The following is a 19,662-nucleotide window of genomic DNA, read 5'->3' on the forward strand; positions in this document are numbered from 1 at the left end:
CCGCCCGTCCGTCACGCCGCCGCCAGGGTCTGCTCGGCGCGGCGGCGCACCACCTCCAGCACCCGGACCGCCGCCGCCAGGTCGTCGGCGGAAAGATCGGCCCACAGCCGGGCGCCGATCTCGGCGGAAGCTGCGGCGACCAGCTGCTGCGTGTGCCGTCCGGTCGGGGTCATCGCGACCCGGGAGGCGTCGGTGGGCAGCGGTGCCACAAGCGTCGCCGCGATCAGCTCGGCCAGCGTGGCGTGCGCCGTCGCGGTCGACACCTTCAGCGCGTCGACCAGCCGGCGGGCGGCCTCGACGCGGGGGAGCGGAGCATCGGCGGCGGCCAGCGCGTTGAGCAGCAACGCCTGCGCGAAGGTCAAGCCGAGGCGGCCCAACTCCCGCTCCAGCACCGCCCGGGCGGCGTAGTGGGTCCGGCCGAGAATCTGCCCGTTGAGGGTGGTGGACATGTCAACCCCTATTCATTGGCAACGCCAACATTGGCATGGCCAACATAACACGGGTCGTGGGTGCCGCCAACGAAATCGCGTACAGTCACCCCCATGGAGCACCCCAGCGCCCCCACCCCCGGCCGACTACGCACCACCCCCAGCTGGCTGCTCACCCAGACCGCCACCCACGCCGCGCGCCTCGTCACCACCGCACTCGGCGCCCACCACGCCCGCGGCTACCACTACCGACTGCTGGCGACCCTCGCCGAAACCGGCCCCGCCAGCCAGGCCGACCTCGGCCGGCACAGCGGCATCGACCGCAGCGACATCGTCGCCACCCTCAACGACCTCGCCGACCGCCACCTCGTACGCCGCCAACCCGACCCCACCGACCGGCGCCGCAACATCGTCCACATCACACCCGCCGGCCGACGCGAACTCACCACCCTGCAACACGCCCTCGACACCGCCCAGGACACCCTGCTCGCACCACTGGACCCCACCGACCGCCGCGAACTCGTCCGCCTACTCGACCTCCTGCTCACCCACCACAACGAACCGAAAGGCTGAGCATGCCCCGCACCCACCACTACGCCACCACCGTCACCTGGACCGGCAACCTCGGCACCGGCACCAGCGGCTACCGCGACTACCGACGCGACCACGACATCACCACCGACGGCCGCCCACCCATTCCCGGCAGCTCCGACCCCACCTTCCACGGCAACCGGACCCGCTGGAACCCCGAACAACTCCTCCTGGCCGCCCTGTCCCAGTGCCACATGCTCGCCTACCTGCACCTGTGCGCCGACAACGGCATCGTCGTCACCGACTACGTCGACCACGCCACCGGCACCATGACCACCGACAACACCGGCAACGGCCACTTCACCGAGGTCACCCTGCGACCCCGGGTCACCGTCGCCGACCCCACCACCACCGACATCGCCACCGCCCTGCACGACGACGCCCACCACACCTGCTTCATCGCCAACTCGGTCAACTTCCCGGTCCGCCACGAGCCCGTCACCACCACCTGAACCCACCGGAAAATGCGGTCGACCGCACCACCACGACCGCTATCGTCGGCCCGTGCCCGACGTGCGTGAACTCACCCCCGACGACCTGAACGACGCCTGGCAGCTCGGCCGGCTCGCCTTCGGCTCCGACCCGCAACCACCCCCACCACCGAACCCCACCGGCCGCACCCTCTACGGCGCCTTCGACCCCACCGGCACCCTCATCGGCAAAGCCGTCGACCTGCACGACGACCAGTGGTGGACCGGACACGCCGTACCCGCCGCCGACGTCGCCGGCGTCGCCGTCACCCCCGAGGCACGCGGCACCGGAGTAGGCCGAGCCCTGCTGAAAACCCTGCTCCGCAACGCCCGCGACCGCGGCGCCGCCGTCAGCACGCTGTTCCCCACCACCGCCGCCCCCTACCGCGCCTGCGGCTGGGAGATCACCGGACAGCTCCGCACCCTCGACCTGCCCACCGCCACCCTGCCCCGGCACCGCCCCGACCCACGGCTGACCGTCCGCGCCGGCACCACCGCCGACCTGCCCGCCACCGCCGAGCTCCACCGCCGCGTCGCCCACCACCGCAACGGCCTGCTCACCCGCACCCACCCCCGGTTCACCGCCACCGACGAGCTGCCCTACGACGGGCTCACCCTCGTCGAACACGACGGACACCTGCTCGGGTACGCCGGCTGGGACCGTGGCCGCGGCTACGGCCCCGACGCCGTCCTCACCGTCGAAGACATCCTCGCCACCACCGCCGACGCCGCCCGCGCCCTCGTCGGCGTCCTCGCCAGCTGGCACAGCGTCACCCCGACCCTGCGCCTGGCCCCGCTACCCGGCGACACCATCAGCACCCACCTGCCCCTGGAACGCGCCCGCGAACACGAACGCGACGCCTGGATGCACCGACCCGTCGACGTCGTCCGCGCCGTACAGACCCGCGGCTGGCCCACCCACACCCACGGCCAGGTCACCTTCACCCTCACCGACGACCTCGCCGACTGGAACACCGGCACCTGGCGACTCACCGTCGCCGACGGCCACGCCGACCTGCACCACACCACCGACGACGCCGACCTGCACCTGACCGTACGCGGCTTCGCCCGCCTCTACACCGGCACCGCCACCGCCCGCACCCTCGCCGAAACCGGACTGCTGCACCACACCACACCCGACCCGAGCGCCCTGGACCTGCTCGCCGCCGGACCCACCGCCCACCTCATCGACTACTTCTGACAGACGCCGGTGGCCCGGCCCGGCAGGGGATGCCGGACCGGGCCACCGGTCGGATCGAAACCTCAGCCCGCCTCGCGCAACTCCGCCAACCGGGCCTCGATCTCCGCCAACTCCGCCCGCAACTTCTCCGCCTGCCGCTCCGCCTCCGACCGCTCCGCCGCCAGGATCTGCTCCACCGCCTCGTGCACCCCCGGCACGTCCACCAACGCCACCATCCGCAGCGCCTCCGCCGGCTTGAGCACGTACGGCTTGGCCAACACCTTCCCACCCTGCTGCGCCGCGACCGTCCACTCGCCCTCGGCATAGGCCAACGTGACCGTCAGACCCGCCGGCCCCTTCGGCTTCGTCGCCTTCACCGCCCGCCGAGCCGGCTTCGCCTCCACCTTCGACCCCACCGTCTCGTCCACCCTCGGCTCCTCCCGACCCGACTGCTCCTCACGACCCGGCTGCTCCTCACGGCGCTGCTGCGGTGCCCGGTCCAACACGAACTCCGGCGCCACCGCCGCCGGCTCGACCGGCGCCGACTCCACCTTCGGCTCCGCCGGCCGCCGACCCGCACCCCGCGGCGCCACCGCCACATCGGCGGGGGAGAAGGGCAACTCGTCGCGCCCGAACCGCACCACCACGAACTCGTCGGACTCCGCCGGATCGGTCAACTCCACCACCTGACCCAGCTGACCGGCGACCTGACCCGCCGCCGCCGTGAACACCACCTTCGGCTTACGGCCCGCGGCCAACGCCTCCCGGATGCCGCGTACCTCGTCCTCGGACAAACCCTGACCAGCGGCACCCATCGCCCAACCTCATTCCTCGTACACGTGTTCAGCCGCCTGCCTTGATACCAGCCGCCAGCGACAACACGAAGATCAGCCCCCCAACGCCCGCAACGCCCGATCGGCATGCTCGTGCATGCCCAACTCGCTGTGCACCACCTCGACGACCCGCCGATCGACCCCGATCACGAACGTCATCCGCCGCGTACTCAACGAACCCAACGGCAGCCGCCGCCGCACCCCGAACCGATCCGCCACCACACCGTCCGCATCCGACAACAACGGATAGTCGAACCCGTGCAGCCGCGAGAACTCCGCCTGACGCCGCACCGAATCCCGACTGATGCCCACCCGCTGCGCACCCACCGCCGCGAACTCCGTCGCCAGATCCCGGAAGTGACAACTCTCCGCCGTGCACCCCCGCGTCATCGCCGCCGGATAGAAGAACAACACCACCGGCCCCGCCGCCAAGAACTCCGTCAACCGCCGCGGCCGACCCGTCTCGTCCGGCAATTCGAAATCGTCGACCAGATCACCGACAGCCACACCCGCCACAGGCCCTCCCCACCGACACGGTCGCCGCGAGCGTATGCCATCACCCACCACCGGCCGTGCGCTCCACCACACCGCGCTACCCGCCACCGTGACCACGCCGGTAACGTCCCCGACACCGGCTCGGGGCAGGGGAGAGGTCCATTGACCAACGTCACCATCATCACCGGCGGCAGCCGCGGCATCGGCGCCGCCACCGCCCGCCGCCTCGCCCACACCGGCCACCACATCGCCCTCGGCTACCGCCGAAACCACACCGCCGCCGACACCGTCGTGGCCGACCTGCGCGCCACCGGCGTACGCGCCATCGCCGTACCCGCCGACACCCGCGACCCCGACCAGGTCACCGCCCTGTTCGACGCCGCAGCCGACCTCGGCACCCTCACCGGCCTGGTCAACAACGCCGGCATCACCAGCCCGATCGGGCCCTTCACCGACCTCGACCCCGACGACCTGCGCCGCGTCGTCGACGTCAACCTCATCGGCTACGTCCTCTGCGCCCAACAGGCCGCCCGCCGCATGGGCGACGGCGCCGCCATCGTCAACCTCTCCTCCGTCGCCGCCACCCTCGGCAGCCCAGGGGAGTACGTCCACTACGCCGCCGTCAAAGCCGCCACCGACACCCTCACCATCGGCCTGGCCAAGGAGCTCGCCCCCCGGGGCATCCGCGTCAACGCCGTCGCCCCCGGCATCATCCGCACCGAAATCCACGCGCTGTCCGGCCAACCCGACCGACCCGAGCGCGCCGCCAGCCGCATCCCACTCGGCCGCCCCGGCGAACCCGACGAGGTCGCCGCCGCCATCGCCTGGCTGCTCAGCCCCGACGCCTCCTACACCACCGGCACCATCCTCCGCGTCGGCGGCGGCCTCTGACAGTGCCTGCGCTCGTGCCACCGGCCCTGCCGCCCGGCAGCCTGCACTGCCACCGGCAACCCACCATCGACGGCGACGGACTGCGTCTGCGTCCCTGGCAACCCGGCGACCGACCTGCCGTCCTCGCCGGCTACGCCGACCCCGCCATCCAACGCTGGCACTGCCGCACCATGACCGACGAGGAGGCCCACGCCTGGCTCGTCTCCTGGCCACAACGTTGGCAGGCCGAGAGCGGAGCCGGCTGGGCCGTCACCGACAGCACCGGCGTCCTCGGCCAGATCAGCCTGCGCCGGCTCGACCTCGCCGACGGCATCGCCGAGGTTTCGTACTGGGTCCTGCCGTACGCTCGCGGCCGGCGAGTCGCAGTGCGCGCCCTCACCGCCCTCACCACCTGGTCGTTCGACACCGGACTGCACCGTCTCGAACTCAACCACTCGACGGCCAACCCCGCTTCCTGCGTCGTCGCCCGACGTGCCGGCTACCCGGCCGAGGGGACCGCCCGCCGCGAAGGCCACCACGCCGACGGCTGGCACGACACCCACCGCCACGCCCGGCTGCGCATCGACCCACCGGTCGCTCACCGCCCGCGGTAAGCGACCGAACCATCCAGCGCCCAACAACGGCACCCGAGCGGGCAGCACTCGTCCTCGGGGCAGTGTCGGCAACAGGCGCTCTTGGGTGACGTCGCGAGCCACTGCCCACTGACTCCTGAAGCGACATTCGATAATGCACATTATGTAAAGTTGAGTGAAGTACCCTACGCCCCTGCCGGCTGGACCCCGCGAGGCGCGGACGGTCAGTCGGTCGAGCCGAAGCTGACCTCCGCGGTCTCGACGGTGCCGCCCTGACGACCGGGTGCCTTCTGGAAGCCCCAGTAGAGGTTGGTGTGGGCGACGACCTGCTCCGGCGGCGGCGCGCCGTAGGCGGTCAGGTCCTCGGTGGTGTGCGCGTCACCCACGAGCGTCGTGTCGTACCCCCGGACGAGCGCGCCGTGCAGGGTCGACCGGATGCAGGCGTCGGTCTGCGCGCCCGTGACGATCAGCCGGCCCACGCCACGCTCGGCGAGCACCGTCTCCAGCTCGGTGTCCTCGAACGAGTCGCCGTAGCGCTTGTGCACCAGCGGCTCGGTGTCCTCGCGGACCAACTCGGGCACGTACTGCCAGGCATCGCTGCCCTGTGGAAGGCTCTCGTCGGAATGCTGCACCCAGACGACCGGCACACCCTCGGCGCGGGCCCTGCCCAGCAGAGTGTTGATGTTGGCGATGACGCCGTCGCGGTTGTGGCTGCCCGCCACCACCCCGTTCTGCACGTCGATGACGAGCAGGGCCGTGTTGGGCCGCTCGGGCAGGGTCGTCATGGTGCGCCTCCGTTGCCAGTGGGGTCGGTGCGCGCACCGTAGACCCGCCCACCGACAGAAACGCTCCCCTCCCCTCGGAGGCGCACGGAATGCGAATATCATGCATAATATCCCTTATGCATGACAAACCGGACGGATCGGTGGTGGCACTGATCGAGGAGTTCCTGACCGCCCGGGCCACCCGCAAGCCCTCCCCCCACACCCAGGCCGCCTACCGGCGGGATCTGACCGCTGTGGCCGCGCTCGCCGCAGAGCTGTCCACCCCTCCCCTCCCCCTGGCCGACCTGCCGGTCGACGCGCTCTCCCCCAGGCTGATGCGGGCCGCGTTCGCCCGGTTCGCCGCCGGCCGGGCGGCCAGTTCCGTCGGTCGGGCCTGGTCCACCTGGAACGGTTTCTTCTGCTTCCTGGTCGCCGAGCAGGTGGTGCCCGGCAATCCGATGCCGGCCGTGGGGCGTCCCCGTACTCCCCTGCCGACGCCGAAACCGCTGCGCGGTGAGGGCACACCCGAACACCTGCTCGCCTCGGCGGCGCGGGCCGAGGGCCGGCAGCGGGATCCGTGGCCGGAGCGGGACGTGGCGGTGCTGGCGCTGGCCCTGTGCGCGGGGCTGCGGCTGTCGGAGTTGCTGGCGTTGCGGGTCGGTTCGCTCGGTGGTCGCCCCGGTGAGCGACGCATCGAGGTGACCGGCAAGGGTGGGCGTCCCCGGGTGCTGCCGGTCGAGCCGGATCTGGACGCGGTGCTGGCGAACTACCTCGACAGCCGTGCCCGCCGCTTCGGCTCCCGTACGGTGCGCCAGGTGTCGCCGCTGCTGGTGGACCGGCAGGGCGAGCCGCTGCGCCGGGGTGGTCTTCAGTACCTGGTGGAGTCCTGTTACCGGCGGGCCGGGATCGGTGACCGGGTGCCGCGTGGAGCGCGGTTGCACGCGCTGCGGCACACGTTCGCCACCCGGTTGGCCGAGGACGGTGCCGGGGCTGCCGAGATCATGCGTTTGCTGGGGCACGCGTCGTTGGCGTCGTCGCAGACGTACATCGAGGTGACGTCGGGCCAGCAGCGGGAGGCCGTACGGGCCAACCGTACGTACCGGGCGTTGGCGGGGCTGTTCTCGCCTCCTGACTGATCTGGCGCCGGTGCTGTCCGGTGGCCGTGTCGGGGTGATGACGTGGCCGGTGGTATGGCAGGGTGGCGGGGACGCGACTGGCGGCATCAGGGATGGGATAGACCATCGGGAAGCTCGTCGTGGGGGTCGTCCGCCTGGGCCCGCCACGGGCGAGGTGAGCTATGTCGACGACGATGACGAACGCACGGCTGCTGCCGGGCGCGCCGGTGGCACAGGCGATCTTGGTTCAGGTGGCCGAAGGCGTGTCGGAGCTGCGGACGGCGGGGATGACCCCGGCGTTGGCAACGGTGCTCGTGGGTGACGACGAGGCCAGTGCCGGCTACATCCGGATTAAGCAGCGGCAGGCGGCGGAGCTGGGCTTCGCGTCGCCGCACGTGCGGTTGGCGGCGACGGCGTCGCAGGCCGACGTGCACGCGGTGCTGGCGGAGTTCAACTCCGATCCGGGGGTGCACGGGGTGTTGGTGCAGTACCCCGTACCCGGCGGTCTGGATTACGACCGGGCGTTGCAGACCCTCGACCCGGATTCGGACGTGGACGGGATGCATCCGGTGAACATGGGGCGGCTGGCGTTGGGGTTGCCGGGGCCGCTGCCGTGCACGCCGGCGGCGATCGAGGCGTTGTTGGCCCACCACGGGGTGCCGGTGGCCGGCCGTGAGGTGGTGATCCTGGGTCGTGGGGCGACGTTGGGGCGGCCGTTGGCGATGCTGCTGGCGCAGAAGCGGTCGACGGCGAATGCGGCGGTGACGGTGGTGCACACCGGGGTGGCGGACTGGCCTCGGTATACGCGTCGGGCGGAGATCCTGGTGGCGGCGGCCGGAGTGCCGGGCATCGTGCGGCCGGAGCATGTGCGTCCGGGTGCGGTGGTGGTCGGTGCTGGGGTGCGGTACGCGGGGCGCCGGTTGCTGCCGGATGTGGACGAGTCGTGTGCGCGGGTGGCAGGAGCGATCACGCCGAGGGTCGGTGGGGTGGGTCCGGTGACGGTGGCGATGCTGTTCCGCAACGCGCTGCGGGCGGCCCGTTCGGCGGCTGACCTGGCGGCGCATCCGCAGTGCGACGGTCGTGCACTGTTCCGCCTGCCGCACCCCGAGTTCAGGAGGCAGCAACAACCCTGATGTTGCCGCCTCCGATGGCACGGACACCGCAACAACCCTGATGTTGCTGTGTCCGACGCGCGAGGCGTGCTGCGCGGCGGCGGTCAGGGGTGGGTGCCGAGGTCGACGACCAAGGGGCGGTGGTCGGAGATGGTCGACAGCGGGGTGCGGACGGCCGCGACCGGGGGTAGCTGGTCGAAGCCGTGCCGGTCGGCGAGGATGTGGTCGAGCTGGACGCGGGGTTGTGCGGCCGGGTAGGTGGGTCGGCGGGCCAGCAGGTGCCAGCCGGAGACGGCGCGGGTGGCCCAGGCGGGCAGGTTCAGGTCGCCGAGCAGGATGCGGGGGGCGGGCAGGGCGCGCAGGGCGCGGATGACCTGGCGGAGTTGGCGGACGTTCCAGCCGGCGACGAAGGACAGGTGGGTGGCGGCGACGGTGAGCGGGCCGTGTGGGGTGTCCAGCACGGCGGCGAGCACGACGCGGGGTTCGTCGCGGAGCAGGATGAGGCCGCCGCCCGGGCCGGGCACGTAGACCGGGGAGCGTACCGGGGCGGGGTGCAGTCGGGTGACCCGCCAGCTGGTGACCGGGTGGCGGGAGATCAGGCCGACGCCGTAGCAGGGTTCGCCGTGGCCGTCGTCGTCGTGGGTGAGGGGGCGGAACGCCTCGCCGGGGGTGCCGACGACGGCGGCGGCGAAGCGGTGCTCGGGTGCGCCGATGGCCTGGGCGGCGATGGCGGTGAGGTCGAGGTGGCCGCTGCGGGACTGGTCGCGGTCGACCTCCTGCAGGGCCAGGACGTCGGCGTCGAGGGCGGCGACGGCGGCGGTCAGCCGGGCCGGGTCGACCAGGCCGTCGGCGAGGGACCGTCCGTGCAGCAGGTTGAACGTGGCCAGGCGCACGCTGTCACCTTAGCGACGGCGTGGGAGAGTTGCCCGATGCTGCGGGCGTTGTGCTGTTCGATGCTGGTGTTTGTGGCGATTGGTGGGGTGGGGATCTGGGTACGGCGTCGTCGGGGCCGGTGAGGCTGGCCACAGCCGGCGGTGTGGGGTGGCCGGCAGTGGGAAGAATGGCGGCTCGTGGAGGTGGACCCGGCGACCGTGGTGACGCTGCTGACCGCCGCCGCCCTGGCGGGCTGGGTGGACGCCGTGGTGGGTGGTGGTGGGCTGCTGCTGTTGCCGGCGTTGCTGGTGGCGGCTCCGGGGCTGCCACCGGCGACGGCGTTGGGGACGAACAAGTTGGCGGCGATCGCCGGCACGTCGACGGCGGCGGTGACGTACGCCCGCCGTACGAAGATCGACTGGGTGGTGGCGGGGCCGGCGGCGGCGTTGGCGGTGGTGTGCGCGGGCCTGGGTGCGGCGTTGGCCGGGGCGGTGCCGCCGTCGGCGTACCGGCCGGTGGTGCTCGTGGTGCTGGTGTCGGTGGCGCTGTTCGTGGTCCTGCGTCCCTCGCTGGGGGTGCTGGCGGTGCCGCAGCGGCGGACCCGGGTGCGGGTGGTGGTGGCGGTGCTGGTGGCCGGGGTGGGCATCGCCGCCTATGACGGGTTGATCGGTCCGGGTACGGGCACGTTTCTGGTGCTGGCGTTCACCGCGCTGGTGGGTGCGGATTTCGTGCACGGTTCGGCGATGGCGAAGGTGGTCAACGCGGGTACGAACGCCGGTGCCCTGGCGGTGTTCGCGGTGACCGGGCATGTGTGGTGGCTGATGGGTGCGGCGATGGCGGTGTGCAACATCGCGGGGGCGTCGGTGGGCGCGCGGATGGCGTTGCGGCGTGGTTCCGGGTTCGTGCGGGTGGTGCTGCTGGTGGTGGTGCTGGCGTTGGTGGCGAGGTTGGGTTACGACCAGTGGGTGGCCGGGTGAGGGTGCCGGCGCGGTGCGTGTGATCATCGGCGGGTGGTGGTGCGTGCGGAACACGACCGGGCCGTGTTGGCGGGTCTGCTGAGCCGGGATCCGGTGTTGCACGCCTATCAGTTGGGTGATCTGGACGACTTCTTCTGGCCGTACACGTCGTGGTTTCGGCGTGGCGAGTCGGTGGTGCTGCTGTATCACGGTGCGGTGCCGCCGACGCTGCTGGCGTTCGCGCGGCCGGCGCAGGTCGGTGCGGTGGCGGCGTTGCTGGGTGAGGTGGCGCCGGTGCTGCCGGCGCGGTTGTACGCGCACCTGTCCCCCGGCCTGGAGTCGGTGTTGGGTGGCGCGTTCCGGGTCACCGCGGCGGGGCCGCATCTGAAGATGGCGTTGACAGACCGGGGGCGGTTGGCGGCGGTCACGCCGGCCGGTGAGGTGCTGGGTCGGGCGGACCTGCCCCGGTTGCACGAGTTGTACGCGGCGGCCTACCCGGGTAACTGGTTCGATCCGCGGATGGTGGACACCGGCCGGTACGTGGGCATTCGTGACGGTGGGCTGCTGGTGGCGGTGGCAGGGGTGCATGTCGTCTCCGCGGCGCACCGGGTGGCGGCGGTGGGTAACGTGACGACCCGGCCCGGCTGGCGGGGCCGGGGGTTGGCGGGGGCGGTGGTGGCTCGCCTGTGTGGGCTGTTGGCCGCCGAGGTAGACCATGTGACGTTGAACGTGGCGGCGGGCAATCCGGTGGCGGTGCGGTTGTACGAGCGGTTGGGGTTCACCCGGGTGGCCGACTACGGCGAGTTCACGCTCGTGGCGCGTAACGAGTCGCGGATGGCTGGTTCAGCCGCGGCGGGAGGAGTCGAAGCGGCCGGCGCGGATCTCGCGTAGGGCGCGGCGGCGGGTTTCACCGCGCAGGGTGTCGACGTAGAGGCGGCCGGCGAGGTGGTCGGTCTCGTGTTGCAGGGCTCGGGCGAGGAAGCCGCTGCCGGCGATGGTGAGGGGTTCGCCGTGCTGGTCGTAGCCGTGGGCGGTGGCGTGCAGCGCGCGGGGGGTCGGGAAGTACAGCCCGGGGATGGACAGGCAGCCCTCGTCGTCGTCGTGGAGTTCGTCGGACAGCTCCAGCGTCGGGTTGACCATGTGGCCGCGGTGGCCGTCGGCGTCGTAGACGAAGACCTGAACGTTGACGCCGATCTGGGGTGCGGCGACGCCGGCGCGGCCGGGTGCGCCGAGCAGGGTGTCCATCAGGTCGGTGACCAGCGCACGTAGTTCGGTGTCGAAGCTGGTGACCGGTTCGCTGGGGGTGCGCAGCACCGGGTCGCCGATGATTCGGATGTCCCGCATCGTCATGTCGGCAAGGTTATCCGGCGGTGGCGTCAGGTGGGCGTCGGAGGGCGGCGCGTACCGGGGCGGTCTTGGCGGCGGCTTCGGCGACCTCGGCGGCGGGGTCGCTGTCCCAGGTGATGCCGCCGCCGGCCCAGACGTGTACGGCGGTGGCGTCGACGGCGGCGGTGCGGATGGTCAGGCCGAGGTCGATGTGGTCGGGGCCGATCCAGCCGAGGGCGCCCAGTGGCGGCGCCGCGGCCGACGGGTTCGAGGGCGGCGATGTGGTCGAGGGCGGCGAGTTTCGGGGCGCCGGTGACCGAGCCGCCGGGGCAGACGGCGCGTAGCAGGTCGGCCAGGCCGAGTCCGTCGGCGACCTCGGCGCGGACGGTGGATTCGGCCTGCCACAGGTCGCACCAGCGGCGTACGGCGAACAGTTCGTCGACGCGGACGCTGCCGGTGCGGGCGACGCGGGCCAGGTCGTTGCGTTCCAGGTCGACGATCATGATGTGTTCGGCGCGTTCCTTGGCGGAGGTGAGCAGGTCGACGCGGCCGGCGGTGGTGGCCGGTCGGGTGCCTTTGATGGGTCGGGTGGTGAGGGTGCCGCCGTGGACCTCGACGAGGGTTTCCGGGCTGGCGCAGCCGATGGCCCAGCCGGGGCCGGTGAGGACGCCGCCGTAGCGGGCTCCGGGCAGCCGGCCGAGGCGGGCCAGGGCGGGGATCGGGTCGCCGGTGTGGGGGCGCTGGCGTGTCCGACGAGGTTGACCTGGTAGACCTCGCCTCGGCCGATGGCCTCGCGGATCGCGGTGACCGCCTCGGCGTGCTGGCGTGGGCTCCAACTCTCGGTCCAGGCGCCGCGCCACCATGACGTCGGCGGGTCGGGCCGCGTCAGGGCCGCCTCGGTGTGGCCGTAGACGACGACGGCCACCTCGGGCAGGTCGGCGGGGTTGGGTGCGCGGGTGCGCCGCCGGTCAGCAGGGCTGCGGCGGCGGCGGACACGTAGAGGGCGGCCCCGCAGACGCCGTGCCGGTGGTGGTGGCGTGCCGGGCGGGCCAGGTTGTGCAGGTGCAGGCCGTGCTCGGCGAGGAACTGTTCGGCGTACGCGGCCGGGTCGCCGCCGTCGGCGGGGCGCCACTGCCAGCGGGCCCGTTCGACGAGCCGGCCGCGGCAGGACGCGGGAACCGCGGGCGGATCGACAGCCATCCGTGGGAGCGCTTCCACGACGTCTGGGCGGTTCATGCTCATCCGTTCAGCGGATTTCCCGCGCACCACGCGGACATCCGGTCGATGCGGCGCGCTTCCGCTTGGTACTGTGCGTCACTGGTCATGTGAACCATGACACAGTGCCCCCACAGTCCGGAGAACCCGATGTGCCAGCACCAACCCACCTGTCCCTCCGCCGAAGCCACCGACCGGGAAGCCGCCAGGGTCATCGCCTGCTTCCGTGAACAGGGCTGGAGCCTGCTCTGCAACGGAGTCATCGTCTTCGAGGACACCGGCGAGCTGCTGCCCGACGGCAGCAGCATCGCACCGCACCGAGGCCCCGCCCGACACGCCCTCGCCGCCTGAGGCGCCGTAACGGTCCGTCACGACGTCTTTCCCGCGCCGACCCAGGCTAGTCCCCCGGTCAGGGACCGCCACGACCAGGTCGGCGCGGCACCGGACCGGTCAACTCTCGTAGGCCTGCGGTGACGGGCACGAGCAGACCAGGTTCCGGTCGCCGTACCCGCCGTCGACCCGACGCACCGGCGGCCAGTACTTCCCCTCCCGGTCCACCCCGGCCGGCCACGCACCCACCGACCTGGGGTACGGGTGCGGCCAGTCGTCGCCGCCGACCATCGCCGCCGTGTGCGGCGCGTTCGCGAGGGGGTTGTCCCCGGCCGGCCACTCACCCGAACCCACCTTGTCGATCTCCGCCCGGATCGCGATCATCGCGTCGCAGAACCGGTCCAGCTCGGCCAGGTCCTCGCTCTCGGTCGGCTCCACCATCAACGTCCCCGCCACCGGGAACGACATCGTCGGCGCGTGGAACCCGTAGTCGATGAGCCGCTTGGCCACATCGTCGACGCTCACCCCGGTCGCCTTCGTCACCGGCCGCAGATCCAGGATGCACTCGTGCGCGACCAGGCCCTTGTTGCCCGCGTACAGCACCGGGAAATGCTCCCGCAGCCGCGCCGCCACGTAGTTGGCCGCCAGCACCGCCACCCCGGTCGCCCGCGCCAGGCCGTCGGCACCCATCATCCGCAGGTACGCCCACGGGATCGGCAGGATCCCCGCCGACCCGTAGCGGGCCGCCGCGATCGCCGGCCGCCCGTCCACCGGGGCGCCGGCCGGATCACCCGGCAGGAACGGCGCCAGATGCGCCCGCACCGCCACCGGACCCACCCCCGGCCCACCGCCGCCGTGCGGAATGCAGAACGTCTTGTGCAGGTTCAGGTGCGACACGTCCGCCCCGAACCGGCCGGGCCGGGCGAACCCGACAAGCGCGTTGAGGTTCGCCCCGTCGACGTACACCTGCCCGCCGGCGTCGTGCACCTTCGCGCACAACTGCGCGATACCCGTCTCGTACACCCCGTGCGTCGACGGATACGTCACCATGATCGCCGCGAGGGTGTCCCGATGCGCGTCGATCTTCGCGTCCAGGTCCACCAGGTCGACGTTGCCGTCGGCGTCGCAGCCGACCACGACCACCCGCATCCCCGCCATCACCGCGCTGGCCGCGTTGGTGCCGTGCGCCGACGACGGGATCAGACACACGTCGCGGTGCCGCTCACCCCGGCTGCGATGCCACGCCCGGATCGCCAGCAGCCCCGCCAGTTCACCCTGCGAACCGGCGTTGGGCTGCACACTGACCGCGTCGTAGCCGGTCACCTCCGCCAGCCACTCCTCCAACTGGCCGACCAGTTCCCGGTAGCCGGCGGTCTGCTCCGCCGGCGCCAACGGGTGGATGTTCGCGAACTCGGCCCAGCTCACCGGCTCCATCTCGGTGGTGGCGTTCAGCTTCATCGTGCACGACCCCAACGGGATCATGCCCCGGTCCAGGGCGTAGTCGAAATCGGCCAGCCGCCGCAGGTACCGCAGCATCGACGTCTCCGACCGGTGGGTGCGGAACACCGGATGGGTGAGGAAGTCACTGGTGCGGGCCAACGCCGCCGGCACCGCCTCGGGCACCTGTCCGTCGACGCCGTCGACACCGAACGCCGCCCACACCACCGCCACCTGCTCGACCGTCGTGGTCTCGTCGCAGGAGACACCGACCCGGTCGGCGTCGACCAGCCGCAGGTTCACCCCACGCCGCCGCGCCTCGGCGACCACCTGCGCGGCCCGACCCGGCACCCGCGCGGTCACCGTGTCGAAGAACGCGACGTCGGTGACCTCGACGCCACCGGCACGCAGCCCGGCGGCCAGCCGGGCCGCCATCCGGTGGGTACGGGCCGCGATCTCCCGCAGCCCGTCCGGACCGTGGTAGACGGCGTACATGCCGGCCATCACCGCCAGCAGCACCTGCGCGGTGCAGATGTTGCTCGTCGCCTTCTCCCGCCGAATGTGCTGCTCACGGGTCTGCAACGCCAACCGGTACGCCGCTGCGCCGGCCGCGTCCCGGGACACCCCGACCAGCCGGCCCGGCAACATCCGCTCCAGCCCGGCCCGCACCGCCAGGTAGCCGGCGTGTGGCCCACCGAAGCCCATCGGCACCCCGAACCGCTGGGTGGTGCCCGCGGCGATGTCCGCGCCGATCTCCCCCGGCGGCCGCAGCAGCGTCAACGCCAACAAATCCGCCGCGACCGTCACCAGCGCACCGGCCGCGTGCGCGGCCTGCACCAGCGGGGCGTGGTCGCGCACTGCCCCGGACGCCCCCGGGTACTGCAGGTGCAGACCGAAGAACTCCGCCGGCAACGGCTCGACGTCCAGGTCCAGCACCCGCACCTCGATGCCGAGCGGCTCCGCCCGACCGGCGAGCACCGCGATGGTCTGCGGCAGGGCATCGGCGTCGACCACGTACACCCGGCTGCCGGCCTTCGACGCCCGCCGCGCCAGGGTCATCGCCTCCGCCGCCGCGGTGCCCTCGTCGAGCATCGACGCGTTGGCCGTCGCCAGGCCCGTCAGATCCGACACCATGGTCTGGAAGTTCAGCAGCGCCTCCAGCCGACCCTGGCTGATTTCCGGCTGATACGGCGTGTACGCCGTGTACCAGGCCGGATTCTCCAACACGTTACGGCGGATCACCGCCGGGGTGTGGGTGCCGTGATACCCCAACCCGATCATGGACACGGCGACCGTGTTACGGGCCGCCAGGGCCCGCAACTCCGCCAGGGCGTCCGGTTCGCTGGCCGGCGGCGGCAGGTCCAGCCGGCCGTGCCAGCGGATCACCTCGGGAATCGCCGCGTCCATCAACTCGTCGATCGAGGCGTACCCGACGGTGTCCAACATGCGGCGCTCGTCGTCGGGACCGGGACCGATGTGACGGTCGGCGAACTGCTCGGCGGTCATGGGCGCTCCTGCACGGGCGGGGGGTCGACAGGTCGGCCCTCCCCCTCTGTCACACCCGCGGGCGCTCCACAGTGCCTGACCCGACGTGGTCCTTCTGCCTGAGAGGTTCCGGGGAGGATTTGCCCCTTCGGCGCCGCCCCGGTGATCGCCAGGCGGTCTCTCCCACGTCGGTGCTACCGGCGCGATCAACGCTACCAGCGTGCCCGACGGCCCGCACCGAACCCCCTGACCTGCCCCCGCTCACCCGCCGACCGGACTCGGCACCGCCGGCACCGTCGACGGTGCGGCGCCGAGCAGCCGGTCGGCCACCGCCGGCAACACCCGCCCCAACGGTGCCGGAACCCGCAGGCACGCGTACCCGTCGCCACGGGTCGGCCCCTGGTTCACGATCACCACCGGCACGTTCCGCTTCGCCGCCCGGATCACGAACCGGCGCCCCGACATCACCGTCAACGACGACCCCAGCACCAGCAGCAGCCGAGCCTGCTCCACCAGGGCGAAACACGACTGCACCCGCGTCGCCGGCACCGTCTCACCGAAGAACACCACGTCCGGCTTGAGCAGCCCACCGCAGGCCGAACAGTCGACCGTGCGGAACGCCGCCACCTGAGCGTCAGCGAGATCCACGTCACCGTCCGGGTTGACCTCGACGGCGTGGGCGCCGAACGCGGGATTGGCCGCCCGCAGTCGCCCGTCGACCTCCGCCCGCGACGTACGACGCCGGCACCCCAGACAGACCACCTCGTCGAGCCGCCCGTGCAACTCCGTCACGTCACGGCTACCGGCCGCCGAGTGCAACCCGTCGACGTTCTGCGTGATGATCCCCGTCACCAGCCCACCCCGCTGCAGGCGGGCCACCGCCCGGTGCCCGTCGTTGGGCTCGGCCCCGGCGATCACCCGCCACCCCAGGTGACTGCGCGCCCAGTACCGCCGACGCGCCACCGCGTCGGCCAGGAACGTCTGGTACGTCATCGGCGTGTGCCGGCGCGCGACCCCACTGGGCCCCCGATAGTCGGGAATGCCCGACTCGGTGGACAACCCGGCGCCGCTGAGCACCACCACCCCACCGGCGGCCACCAGACCCGCCAACGGCTCGATCAGCTCCTGCACCCACCCATCGTGCCCCAGCACCACCGTCAGCGACGAACGCCACCGGCGGTGAAACCGCCACCGCCGGTGGCACCCACGGCGAGCCGGGCACCGCCGGACGGGGCTCGCGTCAGCGCTGCTGATGCCGAGGCAACGACCGGGCCGTCGCCGCACCGGCGGCCGCCGGCTGCGCGCCGATGCGCTCCATGGTCCGGGACAACTGCTCACTGCCGTCGTCCAGATGCCGCGCCGCCGCCTGCATGTGCGAGATCATCATCTCGCCGTAGATCCGCAGTGCCTCCCGCGCGGCCACCCCGTCGTCGAACGTCGGTCCCGCCGCCACGTGGTAGTCCTGCACCGCCCGCTCCGCCTCCTGACGGGCCTCCTCCACCGCCGCCCGCACATAGCTCTCGTACTGGGTACGGGCATACTCGGCGACCCGCCGCGCGTAGTCGTGCGCCTGCGCGATGATCTGCTCGGCCTCCCGCTGCGCCGCCGAGAGCAGATTCACCTCCTTGGCCGCCGGCACCTTCGACGCCGGCTCCGAACTCGGAATCACCCCGTGACGATGCAACTCCACATGGTCGTTGAGCCGCTCGTTCTCCGCCCGCAGGTTCGCCACCTGCGTCGACAGCAGATCCAACTCATCGGCCACCTGCACCCGGAACCGGTCCACGTCGTTCTGGTCGTACCCGCGCCGCCCGAACGACGACGACCCGAACTCCCACCGGCGCACCCGGTCGGCGGTCATCCGCACCTGCGCACCAGTGGTGACCTGCCCACCGTCGTACCTGCCGACCGGGACGCCACTCACCGCACCGGCCCGCCACTCGCGGCCACGAGGCTCACTCACCGGGCACCTCCGGAATCGTCAGAGACAGCGGGGCCTCCCACCGCCGTCCGCCACGAGGGGCCGTACCACTGCCTACCCAGGCCCTCGTGATGCACCTGCCCGGCGTGGAAGCCGGACCGGGTCAGAATCGCCACCGTGTGCGACACCATCTCGTCGGAACCACACACGTACACATGCCGGGACCGCCAGTCACCGTCGGCCAGCGCCCGGTCCACCGGATACACGAACTCCCCCGGCCGGTTCAGGTCCAACCCGACCACCTGCGTCACCGACAACCACGGATACGAGGCGGTCAACTTGTCCAACGCGTCACCGTCGTAGAACTCACTGCGCGAACGCGCCCCCACGTACACGTCGACCCGACGCCGGGAACCCTCCGCGGCCACCTGCTCCACCAACGCCTTCAACGGCGCCCAACCGGTACCACCGGCCAACAGCAGCAGATCCGCCGAACCGGCCGCCCGCAACGTCAACCCATCACCCACCGGAGCGGCCAGATGCACCTGGTCACCCACGGCACATCCGTACACCAGCCGCGACGACACCGCGCCACCCGGCGCGGCCCGAACATGCAACTCGACGGTGCCGTCCGCGCGTGGCGCGTTCGCCGGCGAGTAGTACCGCCACGACCGCACCGCCGGATGCGACACCCCGATCGACTGACCCGCGGTGAACGGCAACAGATACTGCGGACGCAACGTCAGCACCGCCACGTCGAACGCCCGCCGCTCGTGCCCCACCACCTCCGCGGCCCACCACGGTGGACTCGTCGCCTCAGCGGCCTGCGCCGCCTCGGTCATCACCTGCGCCACCAGCCCGTACGCCGCCGTCCAGTCCTGCGCCAACTCGTCGGTCCACTGGTCGGCGAGGAAATGCCGCAGCGTCGCCAGCAACGCCTCACCCACCGCCGGGTAATGCTCCGCCCGCACCGCGAACTTACGGTGGTCGACGCCCAGATCCTGCAGGAAACCCACCAACCGGTCCACCTGGTCCACCTGGGACACGATGTGCCCGAGCGCGGTCACCAGCCGATCCCGCTGCCCCGCCATGTTGGTCGGGAACATCTGCCGGGTCTCCGGATACGCCAGGAACAGCGTCGAATAGAAGTAGAGCGGCACCTGGTCGCCGTGCGCGGCGACCAGCGACCAGCTCTGCTTGAGCCGGGGCACGTCCACGCTCAGGCGCCCGCCTGGTCCCCGCCGGCCACCACCTGGTCCTGCACCTGCGCCAGCACCGCCTGCACGTCGGCGATGATGTCACCCGGCACACCCAGCTGCGTCAACGTCGCCGTCAGATGCTCACCCACCTTGACGTAGTGCGCCACCGGGATGTTCAACGGCTGATGCGCCGACGCCAGGTCCCGGCCGGTGTACTCGTTCGGACCACCGAGCACCACCGCCAGCATCAACGCCAGGTGCCGCCGCTGCCCCGCCATGTCCACCTCGGCGAAGTAGCCGGCAAGCTCCGGATCGGCGAGCACCCGGTCGTAGAACAGCTCGACAGCGGCCTTCACCGCCGCCGCCCCGCCGATGCGCTCGTAGTGCGAGACCGGAGCGGTCTCTTCGGTAACCGTCACGGTTGTTTCCTTCCGTCGTGAGGGGACGCGCGGCGTCAGCGCACGCGACG

21 protein-coding genes, 1 pseudogene and 2 riboswitches are annotated in these 19,662 nt (G+C 72.0%); of the genes and pseudogenes, 10 read left to right on the plus strand and 12 right to left on the minus strand.

What is annotated here, in order from left to right; translation table 11 throughout:
* Window positions 1-11 precede the first annotated feature (11 nt).
* Window positions 12-449, minus strand: coding sequence for a hypothetical protein (locus ENC19_RS27030; protein ID WP_164449877.1), 438 nt, complete (start codon window positions 447-449; stop codon window positions 12-14).
* 93 nt (window positions 450-542) lie between these two features.
* On the opposite strand from ENC19_RS27030, the gene ENC19_RS27035 reads away from it, so the two are divergent.
* From ENC19_RS27035 to ENC19_RS27045, 3 genes are read left to right on the plus strand one after another with little or no spacing between them, the layout of a single operon-like run.
* Window positions 543-1,001, plus strand: coding sequence for a MarR family winged helix-turn-helix transcriptional regulator (locus ENC19_RS27035; protein WP_164449878.1), 459 nt, complete (start codon window positions 543-545; stop codon window positions 999-1,001).
* Between the two features lie 2 nt (window positions 1,002-1,003).
* Window positions 1,004-1,471 (plus strand): OsmC family protein, encoded by a 468-nt coding sequence (locus ENC19_RS27040; protein ID WP_164449879.1) that lies wholly within the window; start codon window positions 1,004-1,006, stop codon window positions 1,469-1,471.
* 52 nt (window positions 1,472-1,523) lie between these two features.
* Entirely contained in the window at window positions 1,524-2,690 is a 1,167-nt protein-coding gene (locus ENC19_RS27045; RefSeq protein WP_164449880.1) for a GNAT family N-acetyltransferase, read from the plus strand.
* 62 nt (window positions 2,691-2,752) lie between these two features.
* Here the strand turns inward: ENC19_RS27045 and ENC19_RS27050 are convergent, their stop codons facing one another.
* Both ENC19_RS27050 and ENC19_RS27055 read right to left on the minus strand, forming a co-directional pair.
* Window positions 2,753-3,484: a hypothetical protein gene (locus ENC19_RS27050; RefSeq protein ID WP_164449881.1), complete on the minus strand. Its 732-nt coding sequence runs from the start codon at window positions 3,482-3,484 to the stop codon at window positions 2,753-2,755.
* A 72-nt stretch (window positions 3,485-3,556) separates the two neighbouring features.
* On the minus strand, window positions 3,557-4,018 hold the full coding sequence (locus ENC19_RS27055; RefSeq protein WP_309246016.1) for a peroxiredoxin: 462 nt from the start codon (window positions 4,016-4,018) through the stop codon (window positions 3,557-3,559).
* 141 nt (window positions 4,019-4,159) lie between these two features.
* Between ENC19_RS27055 and ENC19_RS27060 the strand changes: the two genes are divergently transcribed.
* Window positions 4,160-4,888, plus strand: coding sequence for an SDR family oxidoreductase (locus ENC19_RS27060; RefSeq protein WP_164449882.1), 729 nt, complete (start codon window positions 4,160-4,162; stop codon window positions 4,886-4,888).
* A gap of 2 nt (window positions 4,889-4,890) precedes the next feature.
* Window positions 4,891-5,481 (plus strand): GNAT family N-acetyltransferase, encoded by a 591-nt coding sequence (locus ENC19_RS27065; RefSeq protein ID WP_164449883.1) that lies wholly within the window; start codon window positions 4,891-4,893, stop codon window positions 5,479-5,481.
* Window positions 5,482-5,684: 203 nt separating this feature from the next.
* Here ENC19_RS27065 and ENC19_RS27070 read toward each other — a convergent pair whose 3' ends face one another.
* Window positions 5,685-6,245, minus strand: coding sequence for a cysteine hydrolase family protein (locus ENC19_RS27070; RefSeq protein ID WP_164449884.1), 561 nt, complete (start codon window positions 6,243-6,245; stop codon window positions 5,685-5,687).
* 116 nt (window positions 6,246-6,361) lie between these two features.
* Here ENC19_RS27070 and ENC19_RS27075 point away from each other — a divergent pair, with 116 nt between their 5' ends.
* Both ENC19_RS27075 and ENC19_RS27080 read left to right on the plus strand, forming a co-directional pair.
* A complete protein-coding gene (locus tag ENC19_RS27075) occupies window positions 6,362-7,360 on the plus strand; it encodes a tyrosine-type recombinase/integrase (protein WP_164449885.1) in 999 nt (332 codons plus the stop codon).
* 63 nt (window positions 7,361-7,423) lie between these two features.
* A riboswitch (ZMP/ZTP riboswitch) is annotated at window positions 7,424-7,507 on the plus strand.
* Between the two features lie 26 nt (window positions 7,508-7,533).
* Window positions 7,534-8,472, plus strand: a complete 939-nt coding sequence (locus ENC19_RS27080; RefSeq protein WP_164449886.1) for a bifunctional 5,10-methylenetetrahydrofolate dehydrogenase/5,10-methenyltetrahydrofolate cyclohydrolase — start codon at window positions 7,534-7,536, stop codon at window positions 8,470-8,472.
* 83 nt (window positions 8,473-8,555) lie between these two features.
* On the opposite strand, the gene ENC19_RS27085 is transcribed toward ENC19_RS27080, so the two are convergent.
* Window positions 8,556-9,344, minus strand: a complete 789-nt coding sequence (locus ENC19_RS27085) for an endonuclease/exonuclease/phosphatase family protein (RefSeq protein ID WP_164449887.1) — start codon at window positions 9,342-9,344, stop codon at window positions 8,556-8,558.
* Between the two features lie 177 nt (window positions 9,345-9,521).
* Here ENC19_RS27085 and ENC19_RS27090 point away from each other — a divergent pair, with 177 nt between their 5' ends.
* Entirely contained in the window at window positions 9,522-10,301 is a 780-nt protein-coding gene (locus ENC19_RS27090; protein ID WP_408058116.1) for a sulfite exporter TauE/SafE family protein, read from the plus strand.
* A 33-nt stretch (window positions 10,302-10,334) separates the two neighbouring features.
* A complete protein-coding gene (locus ENC19_RS27095; protein WP_164449888.1) occupies window positions 10,335-11,171 on the plus strand; it encodes a GNAT family N-acetyltransferase in 837 nt (278 codons plus the stop codon).
* Here the strand turns inward: ENC19_RS27095 and def are convergent.
* Together def and ENC19_RS27105 are read right to left on the minus strand one after the other, a co-directional pair.
* Window positions 11,124-11,630 carry a peptide deformylase gene (def, locus tag ENC19_RS27100; RefSeq protein WP_164449889.1) on the minus strand — a complete coding sequence of 169 codons (507 nt, stop codon included), beginning with the start codon at window positions 11,628-11,630 and terminating at the stop codon, window positions 11,124-11,126. The two genes, ENC19_RS27095 and def, sit on opposite strands and share 48 nt — an antisense overlap.
* A 10-nt stretch (window positions 11,631-11,640) precedes the next feature.
* Window positions 11,641-12,875 (minus strand): annotated as a pseudogene (locus ENC19_RS27105) (chorismate-binding protein).
* 96 nt (window positions 12,876-12,971) lie between these two features.
* Between ENC19_RS27105 and ENC19_RS27110 the strand changes: the two are divergent.
* Window positions 12,972-13,172, plus strand: coding sequence for a DUF5999 family protein (locus ENC19_RS27110; protein WP_093402410.1), 201 nt, complete (start codon window positions 12,972-12,974; stop codon window positions 13,170-13,172).
* A gap of 99 nt (window positions 13,173-13,271) precedes the next feature.
* Here ENC19_RS27110 and gcvP read toward each other — a convergent pair whose 3' ends face one another.
* The 5 genes from gcvP to ENC19_RS27135 all read right to left on the minus strand — a co-directional run bounded on the left by gcvP (window position 13,272) and on the right by ENC19_RS27135 (window position 19,612).
* Window positions 13,272-16,094, minus strand: a complete 2,823-nt coding sequence (gene gcvP, locus ENC19_RS27115; protein WP_164449890.1) for an aminomethyl-transferring glycine dehydrogenase — start codon at window positions 16,092-16,094, stop codon at window positions 13,272-13,274.
* Window positions 16,095-16,170: 76 nt separating this feature from the next.
* Window positions 16,171-16,269: riboswitch (glycine riboswitch) on the minus strand.
* A 65-nt stretch (window positions 16,270-16,334) separates the two neighbouring features.
* On the minus strand, window positions 16,335-17,204 hold the full coding sequence (locus tag ENC19_RS27120; RefSeq protein WP_164449891.1) for an NAD-dependent protein deacetylase: 870 nt from the start codon (window positions 17,202-17,204) through the stop codon (window positions 16,335-16,337).
* A gap of 109 nt (window positions 17,205-17,313) precedes the next feature.
* Window positions 17,314-18,036, minus strand: coding sequence for a DivIVA domain-containing protein (locus ENC19_RS27125; RefSeq protein ID WP_281603948.1), 723 nt, complete (start codon window positions 18,034-18,036; stop codon window positions 17,314-17,316).
* The gene (locus ENC19_RS27130) at window positions 18,033-19,211 is read right to left on the minus strand and encodes a globin domain-containing protein (protein ID WP_164449892.1); all 1,179 of its coding nucleotides are present in this window, start codon (window positions 19,209-19,211) and stop codon (window positions 18,033-18,035) included. Before ENC19_RS27130 ends, ENC19_RS27125 begins: the two co-directional genes overlap by 4 nt.
* A 2-nt stretch (window positions 19,212-19,213) precedes the next feature.
* Window positions 19,214-19,612 carry a group I truncated hemoglobin gene (locus ENC19_RS27135; protein WP_164449893.1) on the minus strand — a complete coding sequence of 133 codons (399 nt, stop codon included), beginning with the start codon at window positions 19,610-19,612 and terminating at the stop codon, window positions 19,214-19,216.
* Window positions 19,613-19,662: the final 50 nt, after the last annotated feature.

The organism is Verrucosispora sioxanthis (assembly GCF_010560025.1).
GTDB lineage: Bacteria > Actinomycetota > Actinomycetes > Mycobacteriales > Micromonosporaceae > Micromonospora > Micromonospora palythoicola.

Excerpts from the sequence above, each read along its gene's own strand:
- ENC19_RS27030 (WP_164449877.1), bottom strand. The coding sequence starts at position 449 with ATGTCCACCACCCTCAACGGGCAGATTCTCGGCCGGACCCACTACGCC.
- ENC19_RS27035 (WP_164449878.1), top strand. The coding sequence starts at position 543 with ATGGAGCACCCCAGCGCCCCCACCCCCGGCCGACTACGCACCACCCCC.
- ENC19_RS27040 (WP_164449879.1), top strand. The coding sequence starts at position 1,004 with ATGCCCCGCACCCACCACTACGCCACCACCGTCACCTGGACCGGCAAC.
- ENC19_RS27050 (WP_164449881.1), bottom strand. The coding sequence starts at position 3,484 with ATGGGTGCCGCTGGTCAGGGTTTGTCCGAGGACGAGGTACGCGGCATC.
- ENC19_RS27070 (WP_164449884.1), bottom strand. The coding sequence starts at position 6,245 with ATGACGACCCTGCCCGAGCGGCCCAACACGGCCCTGCTCGTCATCGAC.
- ENC19_RS27075 (WP_164449885.1), top strand. The coding sequence starts at position 6,362 with ATGCATGACAAACCGGACGGATCGGTGGTGGCACTGATCGAGGAGTTC.
- ENC19_RS27080 (WP_164449886.1), top strand. The coding sequence starts at position 7,534 with ATGACGAACGCACGGCTGCTGCCGGGCGCGCCGGTGGCACAGGCGATC.
- def (WP_164449889.1), bottom strand. The coding sequence starts at position 11,630 with ATGACGATGCGGGACATCCGAATCATCGGCGACCCGGTGCTGCGCACC.
- ENC19_RS27110 (WP_093402410.1), top strand. The coding sequence starts at position 12,972 with ATGTGCCAGCACCAACCCACCTGTCCCTCCGCCGAAGCCACCGACCGG.
- gcvP (WP_164449890.1), bottom strand. The coding sequence starts at position 16,094 with ATGACCGCCGAGCAGTTCGCCGACCGTCACATCGGTCCCGGTCCCGAC.